The sequence below is a fragment of the Rubripirellula tenax genome (assembly GCF_007860125.1).
GTDB lineage: Bacteria > Planctomycetota > Planctomycetia > Pirellulales > Pirellulaceae > Rubripirellula > Rubripirellula tenax.
Genome location: NZ_SJPW01000006.1, coordinates 79,673 through 88,928 on the forward strand (window position 1 = coordinate 79,673; position 9,256 = coordinate 88,928).

Sequence of the window (9,256 nt, forward strand, 5' to 3'; positions counted from 1 at the left end):
TCAACGGCGGCGTATTCGTTCGTTGGTCAAAGCTTGCGAGCTGGCTTGCTATGCTGATCTCGGGCAAAGAATCTTGGGCCCGCGGCGGTATCGTAAAGTTGCATCAACGCATTTGCGTCGTCCGTTTTCCCCATCGCCCTTTTGAATTCGGCCATGTAGTAGAGCGTGTCCCGCGACGGCTTGCTCAATTTTAATGACTCCGCCAAGCTTTTGTCCGCTGCCGCAGTGTCACCCAGTCGCAGCTGCACCCACCCCAAGGTTGCCCACGCATCGCTTGAACTTGGCAGATTGCGAACGACGGATTCCGCAATCTGCATCGCGCGTGCCCGCATCGATTCGTCTTGCCGATCAACAAGGACTACCGCCAACTGCATCGCCGCGGCGACCGAATCGGGACGTTCTTGGTGTAACTTGGAAAGAATCGTCATCGCATCGCTGAAACGACCTTCCAAGCGAGCGGATACGGCCAGCAAAAAAAATCGCTCGGCCTCCTCGGTCGGGTCTCCCGAAACCGGCATCTTCGAATCGCCCAATAGCGGCTTCGCCTTCTCCGGTGCATTGGTGTGTAACAAGAACCTCGCGTACGCAAGCCGAGCGGCTGTTTGTTGACCTCCGACGGATGCCCGAACCGATTTTTGATAGGCTTCATCCGCTTCGGCGACCATGCCAGCCTGTTCGTATAAGGCCGCCATCATTTGATCTGGATTCCCAATCGCGGGAACCTTCGCCGCAAGATTCGTCAGCGCCGTAAACGCTGACTGATAGTCCTTTGCTAGAAAACAGGATCGCGCCAAGCCCGAGTAAGCCTGACGAGCGACCGTCTCCGACAATTCCGCAGACGCCTCGATTAGCGAACTGTAAGCTTCCCTCGCCTGATCCCAATCAGAACGCCCTTCACAACAGATCGCTTTCAACAACTTAAGCCGATCGGCAACACGGCCCTTCATCGCTGGCGACCAATGCCGCGGCGGATCAATGCGTTCCGCCAGCCCCGTCAACGCCCACCCGTCAAACCAACGACGTTGCCGAACGGCCAATTCGGCAAAGGACAAGTAAATACCAACACGCTGAGGCCCGATTGCGGAAGCTCGTTCGAGCCATTGCTGAGCCTCAAAACCACGACCGGCCGAAAACAGCAGGTCCGCGATGACGACGTCAACATCTGAAACTTCGGGGTGCGTCCGCAGGACTTCCAAATGTTCGGCTGCTTCGCTTAGCAGTCCCTTCGCGATCAAGTCCTTTGCGTGGCTGATCCGCTTAGCGAGAACAGCATTCTCACCCGGAACATCCTGCGGCAGTTCGCCTACTCCATCGATAAACGAAGTCACGTCCGCGCGGGCGATCACGCACGGTACTAGCCATGCAAACCCGATCGCAATCAAAGCGAGCTGCCGTGATCGCTTCACGCTAGCACCAGTTTTTGCCGACGTTTGCGATATCCGATGACGACCAAACCTCCCATCGCAAGTGCGGCCACCGCAGACGGTTCCGGAACGGCCGTCACGACGCTGAACAATCGGACGTCGTTGTTGCCGTCGCCGACACCATAAGCAACCTTCAAGTCGAACCCGCCGAACGTGCCCACGGTGTCCAGGTTATTCAAACCGTTGAACATCCCCGTTCCGCTGATCGGATCACTGACGAACAAGAAATCGAATACCATCCCATCGGCCAAAGTAAAACCGTTGACAAGTGAAACATTCAGTCCACCACCCAACGTCAACCTATCGAACGTCAGCGTGTCAAACTCGCCCGGGTTCGTGCCACCCAATTCGATGTCCAGCATCGCCGTGCTGCCCAAGTCGAACTCACCATCGCCATTGAAATACAAAATTCCTACGCTGAACCCGGGGCTGATCGTGCCGTCCAAGTGAACCGGAACCGTGGACGAAAATACCGTCCCGTTGCCAACCAATTGAGAATCCGAAGCGAACGTTGCCTCATTGCCGGTGCTGACCGATTGATAAAAGTAAACTGTTCCTGCGGTCGTGCCGCTTACGTCACCCAAGGTCACCTTCTGATTGCTGAAGGTGTGATCCTGGTCGATGTAGAGCGTGGACGAATTGTCGATACCAATGTCACCCGCAATCGTCGTGCCGCCCATGACCGTGACGTAACCCGACGGTTCGGAAAGTGTCATCCCGCCGGTCACTGACACCGCGTCGAGGGCCCCATACGAGTAGGCCAAACTGTTGCCGTTCAATGTGCCACCCGAAATCGTACCGCCCGCCAAGGTCCATCCAGGGCCGGGGCTAAACGTGCTGCCGACGTTGGTTTGAGTCCCTGAGATGTAAACCTTGCCACCCGAAGCGACGTTGATGGTGCCCAAGTTTGCGGTATCGAATGTGCCGCCGAGTGAAAGCGACGACGTGCCGTCGGTCGACAATACACCGCCGCTGTTGGACCACGCCCCGCTCATCGTCAGTGATGACCCCAGTGTTGACGACATCGTGCCACCGACGTTGGTCGTATTTCCCGAGCCAACGTCAAGGATGGCTCCGTTGGAAGCCGTAACCGTTCCGCGATTGGTAAACGTTCCGCCGCCAAAGTCGTACAGTCCCGAATTGGTCGACAAAGTAGCTTCGATCAGTCCCTCGTTGATCAGCTCGCCACCTTGAAGATAAAAACCGGCTGCGTTGGCACGTACCGTCGAACCGCTGTCGATCGTCACCATGGAACCGGTTAGCAAATAGACGACGCCGCTGGTTGTGCCGCCCGCATCGCCAAGAGTCATCGTTTGACTGCTCAAACTAAATGCTTGATCGACATAGATCGTCGAATTGTTTTCGACAGCAATGTCACCGGCCACTGTCGTGCCGCCAGACAGCGTGACGTAACCCGACGGTTCGGAAAGTGTTATCCCACCGGTCACTGACACCGCGTCGAGCACGCCGGACGCGTAAGCCAAATCGTTGCCCGTCAGCGTGCCACCCGAAATCGTACCGCCCGCCAACGTCCACCCGGCACCGGGACTAAACGTGCTGCCGACGTTGTTTTGAGCCCCGGTGATGTAAACGTTACCGCCCGTTGCCCGGTTGATCGTTCCCAGATTCGCGGTGTCGAATGTGCCGCCGAGTGAAAGCGACGACGTGCCGTCGGTCGACAATACACCGCCGCTGTTGGACCACGCCCCGCTCATCGTCAGCGATGACCCCAGTGTTGACGACATCGTGCCACCGACGTTGGTCGTATTTCCCGAGCCAACGTCAAGGATGGCTCCGTTGGAAGCCGTAACCGTTCCGCGATTGGTAAACGTTCCGCCGCCAAAGTCGTACAGTCCCGAATTGGTCGACAAAGTAGCTTCGATCAGTCCCTCGTTGATCAGCTCGCCACCTTGAAGATAAAAACCGGCTGCGTTGGCACGTACCGTCGAACCGCTGTCGATCGTCACCATGGAACCGGTTAGCAAATAGACGACGCCGCTGGTTGTGCCACCCGCATCGCCTAGAGTCATCGTTTGACTGTTCAAACTAAATGTTTGGTCGACATAGATCGTTGAAGTATTTTCGACAGCGATGTCACCGGCAACCGTTGTTCCGCCGGCGAACGTGACGTAACCCGACGGTTCGGAAAGTGTTATCCCACCGGTCACTGACACCGCATCGAGCGCGCCGTAAACGTAAGCCAGATCGTTGCCCGTTAGCGTGCCACCCGAAAGCGTACCGCCCGCTAATTCGTAACGGCCGGCGAGGACTTGTAGCGCGCCGTTAAGGGACAGAATTCCTGACGTGTGGCGAAAAGTGGCCGCACCGGCATTCAAAGTCAGATCGTTGATCGACCGATTGTCATCCAACGTTACCGTGTAAGTACCCGATTGGCTGACCAGTACGTTTTCCGCAGCGTTATCAGGAACAACGCCCGTGCTCCATTTCGTCGCATCCGACCACGTTCCCGTCGTCGGGAACGCCCACGTCGTTTGAGCCGACGCAGGATTACCAAACCAAGCAACTGAAGTTCCCAATCCCAACAATGCCGCGGCCAGTCGCATACGGCGACGCTTTCCATTGCCCGACAACCCAAAACCAACGCAAGTTAAACGCTTCATGATGAATCCACGCTCACTGACTTGGCAGCGACAATCGGATACTGTCGTCCCGGCCTGTTCAGACTGCCCAAACTGTCACGTGGGGGGTTCGAGGGCGTCAATGGTACCGCCCTCGAAATTCGTAAAGATTTTTTTGATCCGCATCGCCCCCAACGGAACGCGGCGTCTTCGGTAGAAGGCTTGGCGGCAGCAAACCCGGGCCGTTTGAGTTACCATCGGGGGGCTAGACCAAAGCCTCCCAAGGTACCGCAAAGCTCGTTAACCACCATGATTCGCACCCCACACCGTCGTTCGTCCGCTCCTTGGTCAATTTTGGAACTTGAAAAGCGGTTGATGTTGGCCGCGGATGCGGGCGTCGCCGTCGCTTCGCCGGCCCCTTTTGCCGAGTCCGTTACCCGGGCCGACTGCACTTCGATCGTCTTCATTGATACATCGGTGGACGACTTGGAAAGTCTGGTCGGTGGAGTGGTCGACGGCGCCGAAGTGGTTTTGATCCAGAGCGATGAAAGTGGCATCGACCAAATCACTCGCGAACTTGCCCGACGCCGCGGCATCACTTCGGTTCACTTGGTCACCCACGGTCAAGCCGGTCGTCTGCAAATCGGCAACGACATCTTGGACCATGGCTCGGTCGAACAGTTTCAATCGCAGCTCAGCAGCTGGGCCACTGCGATGAACAACGGCGCCGACTTTTTGATCTACGGCTGCGAAGTCGGCCGAGGCGAACGGGGGTCGCAATTGATGCGCGCCATCGGACGCATGACAGGCACCGATGTTGCCGCTTCGACGAACTTCACCGGCAACACCAATGCTAACTCGGATTGGCTTCTCGAAAAGCAGTTCGGTCACGTTGATGCCGCGACCGCGTTCTCATCGTTGGCGCGAGATTCGTACAAAGGACTTCTGCCGATCACGATCCGCGCTGCCGGCGTGACGGGCGAAGAAAACATGCAACTGCGAATTGATGGCAGCGTTGTCGCAACTTGGAACGGGATCGGCGGCGATGCTTACGGCGGCCAATTCAACGACTTTAGTTATTCAGCCGACGGGATCTCTGCGGACCGCATCAGCATCGCGTTCACCAACGACCTGTACGATGACGCCGCGGGAATCGACCGCAATCTTCGCGTCGACTACATCACCGTCGACGGACAAATTTTTCAAACCGAATCGCCCGCGGTGTTTTCAACTGGCACCTGGAAACCGAACGATGGAATCGTGCCCGGTTTCCGCGAGTCCGAATATCTGCACACCGACGGCACATTCCAGTTTTCCGATCCAGGCAATCCAGGTGGCGGCACCGTCGTCGCGATCACCGCCAGCGGTGACACCGGCGCCGAAGCGATGACGTTGCAGATCGACGGCGCCGATGTGCGAACTTGGAACGCCACCGCAACGGATGCCGTCTACACGTTCGTAGCGGCTGGAACCGTCGATGCGGATTCGATACGAATCTCGTTTGACAACGACGTCTACGATCCGGCGAACGGAATCGATCGCAATTTGAATGTCGACCAGATCTCACTTGATGGCGTTGTTTATCAGACCGAAGCGCCGACGACGTACTCGACGGGCACTTGGTTGCCCGCGGACGGCATCACCCCCGGTTTCCGGCAATCCGAAACGCTTCACTCCAACGGGTACTTTCAATTCGATGGCGAACCCATCGCTACGAATCCGGGCACCATCGGTCTGGCGGTAACGCAAGTGACGGTCGACGAAAACGGGGGAACCGCACAGATCGCGCTCACACGAACCGGCGGCAGTGACGGCGTTGCGACCGCGTTCTATCAAACGGTCGGCATCGAAGCGACCGACGGTGTCGACTTCGTCGGCAACGCATCGGGCACCGTCGTCTTTGCCGACGGACAGACCACGGCCACCGCGACGATCGCCTTGATCGACGACAACTTGATTGAACCCATCGAAACATTTAGCGTCTCGTTGTACCGCGTCGATGGCGCTGAATTGGGTGTGCCCCGAACGGCCATCGTCACCATCGTCGACGACGAAACGGGCACCGGGCTGGTTGGACATTGGCGGTTGAACGAAACGGCGATCGGGCAAACTGTCGCGGACAGTTCGGGCAACGGCAATTCAGGCGTCCACCGAAACATCGCGTCACCGGACGGCCCCACCACCGACGCGCCCAACACCGACACCGCGAATCCGCGCAGCCTGAATTTTGACGGCGTCAACGACTTTGTCTCGGTCAACCCCAACCCGTCACTGAACCTAAGCAGCGGCTCGTTCACTCAATCCGTGTGGATCAAGTCGGAAATCATTGACTCGGCATTCCACGGAATCATGGGTTACCAATCGGGCGCCGCCGCCAATCGTTACCCGGGAATTTGGGTCTACCAACAAACCAAGATTCACGCCGGGTTCGGCGACGGAACGAATTGGAATTCATTCGTAACGGGCGACGTGTTGGTACCTGGGAAATGGAACCACGTGGCAACCACATTTGATGGCACGACTTACAAAGCGTTCGTCAACGGCGCCGAAGTGTATTCATCGAACCAGTTTGCCGGTCGCGCGCCAACGTCACTCGATCGCATGGATATCGGACGTGTGGACAATTACTTCCAAGGCAGCATCGATGACGCTCGCGTCTACAACCGTGCCCTCACCGCATCCGAAGTCTCGGTGTTGATCGACGGCGCCGACTTGCCCGTACCCGACGTGCAAGGCCAATTGATCGCCCAGTCGCTTGTCAGCGGTTTCGACACACCCATCGCCGTCGACTGGTTGCCCGATGGTCGCATGTTGGTTGCCGAGCAAGATGGCTTGGTTCGTATCGTCAATGCGAACGGCACCATCGCGTCGACGCCGCTGTTGGACATTCGCAACATCGTCAACAGCGGGACCAAGGACCGCGGCATGCTGGGCTTTGCGGTCCATCCCGACTTCGCCAACAACCCGTACATCTATGTGTCGTACACCTACGACCCGCCCGAAGTGATCGGCCAATCCGGTCTGGGGGGCGTCGACGGCAACGGGGCGCGAGTGGCAAGGATCTCTCGCTACACCGTCAACGCGGCGGGCACCTTCGCGAACCCGAATAGCGGCGTCGTCTTGGTTGGCGAAAACAGCACTTACGCCAACATCGGTACTCCCAACAAACGCCCCGACTTGGGCGATCCGCATTCGTGCTTTGATGCCAGCGGCAACCCGATCGACGATTGCATCCCCAGCGACGAAACCAGTCACACGATCGGCGACTTGGAATTTGGTCCCGACGGAATGCTTTACGCGACCACGGGTGACGGAGGCTCGTTTGGGCGTGCTGATCCGGTCAACTTGCGATCGCTTGATCTGGACAGCCTGGCCGGCAAACTGCTCCGCATTGACCCAATCACCGGCGACGGGCTGCCCGACAATCCGTTCTTCGACGGCGACGTGACTTCCAACGCCTCGAAGGTCTACGCATACGGACTTCGCAATGGCTTTCGATTCGCCATCGATCAAACGTCGGGCGAATTTTATGTCGGCGATGTCGGGTGGACCCAGTGGGAAGAAATCAACACCGGCCGCGGCGCAAATTTCGGTTGGCCCGCGTTCGAAGGCGGCGGCAACGGCACCAGCTTGCAGACCAGCAGGTATCGAGATCTGCCGCAGGTCCAGGCCTATTACGCCACCAATCCCGTCGTCACGGCGCCGGTTTGGGCGAGACTGCATTCCAGTGGAGCTCGGGCGATTGTGATGGGCGACTTCGCAACCAGTTCGGTCTATGGCGAATACCAGGACACGTTGCTGTTCACGGACATCGGCGACCAGGTCATTCGCGCCGCACGGTTCGATGCCAACGGATCCCTTTTGGACGTCGAAGTCGCATCGGCCGCGCTTGGTTTCTTGGTCGACATGCAAATGGCCAACGACGGCTTCATGTATTACGTCGACATCGCCAGCGGATCCGTCGGCCGACTCGAATTCCAAACGGTGTAGCGTCCCGGCTAACCGGAAAGAAATCTCGCCTTGTGGCGGCCAACCCCGCTACAAGACGCTCCTGCAGGACTCGCATCGACCAAGCTCACCATTCAGAAACGTACTGAGCTGCGTTTCGCATCGCGGGCACTGCGTTGGCGGACCGACTTCCGAGTCCGTGTCAACGACGAACAGTAGTACGCGTTGACGCCCGGCAACGCATTCAACGGGGCAATGATCTCCTATCCCGCACGGTGGACGTCTCCGTTCGCATCGAGCAGTCGATCGCGTGCTCAAAATTCGTATTCACCGTAGGCAAGCAAGAGGAGATACAGCGAAGAATGAAGTGAACGCCAATCCGCGTTTGATTCTGCGAGTCGACCTTAAAAACCGACACTCTCTGGAGATACCTCTCCGACGCAATCCAAGCATCCGATCGGATTGCTGCCCAGGATGTCGCGAAGCATCACCGGTCCGATGATCACCGGAGAACTCTCTCATCCAACTGGCTGATGCAAATCGACACGGCCCGCTTGCGAACGAACCCTCATCCTGCGTTCGTAGCCAATCAAAGAGGCCGCAAATACGATCCAAATGATCGCAGTGGTGGGTTCCGGCACCGCCGGGCCTGCACCTGTCAAATCGATTCGATAGTTTGCGTTGTCCAGCAGAGGCTGCGGGTTGGTCCAAGAAGTAAGTGGACTGTTGCCACCGGGCCCCAAGGGGCCGATGACTTCTCCATTCGTCGACGCCGAAAATAGATCGGTGAAAATCGATCCAAGCAAACTTTGGGGAACGGACTCAAATCGAGTTACCGCTAGAAAAAACAGTCCGGCTGGAGCGGTGACGGATCCCTGGCTGATCGTAGCGTTTGGGCTACCACCGATCGTGGTCGCGCTGGCAGCAACCCCAAGTCCATTCTCATCGAAAAGATACAACCATGAATCCAGTAGATCTGTCGCTGGAAAATTATCGGTCGACGCCGAGAACATACTCGGATTGGTGATCGATAAAGCGAATATATCCACACCGCTTGGATCGTTGTCCGGAAGGGTACCGACAATCGACGTCAGGGACGAGCCAAAGGTGATGTTTGCAGTCGCCAATGTGTCACCGGCATCCCCCACTTCGGTCCAAGTCGACATCAGCGTGCCACCGTTGGCATGACTACATGCCATGAGCAACGTGCAGGCCATCGCACCGATGTATCGGAAGTCGCTTCTCATATCTTTGCCTTTATTTCATTGTTGATCTGCTGGTTCGATTGTAGTTGCTCCCTCATCC

The 9,256-nt window shown here is 57.4% G+C and carries 4 protein-coding genes; 1 reads left to right on the forward strand and 3 read right to left on the reverse strand.

Annotated elements, in window-relative coordinates; all coding sequences use genetic code 11:
* Window positions 1–26: 26 nt before the first annotated feature.
* The gene (locus Poly51_RS21325; protein WP_146459946.1) at window positions 27–1,406 is read right to left on the reverse strand and encodes a tetratricopeptide repeat protein; all 1,380 of its coding nucleotides are present in this window, start codon (window positions 1,404–1,406) and stop codon (window positions 27–29) included.
* On the reverse strand, window positions 1,403–4,045 hold the full coding sequence (locus tag Poly51_RS21330; protein WP_146459948.1) for a beta strand repeat-containing protein: 2,643 nt from the start codon (window positions 4,043–4,045) through the stop codon (window positions 1,403–1,405). The genes Poly51_RS21325 and Poly51_RS21330 overlap by 4 nt, the downstream gene beginning before the upstream one ends.
* Window positions 4,046–4,312: 267 nt before the next feature.
* Between Poly51_RS21330 and Poly51_RS21335 the strand changes: the two genes are divergently transcribed.
* Complete coding sequence (locus tag Poly51_RS21335; protein WP_146459949.1) at window positions 4,313–7,993, forward strand: DUF4347 domain-containing protein; 3,681 nt, start codon at window positions 4,313–4,315, stop codon at window positions 7,991–7,993.
* Window positions 7,994–8,469: 476 nt separating this feature from the next.
* On the opposite strand, the gene Poly51_RS21340 is transcribed toward Poly51_RS21335, so the two are convergent.
* Window positions 8,470–9,198, reverse strand: coding sequence for a hypothetical protein (locus Poly51_RS21340; protein ID WP_146459951.1), 729 nt, complete (start codon window positions 9,196–9,198; stop codon window positions 8,470–8,472).
* Window positions 9,199–9,256: the final 58 nt, after the last annotated feature.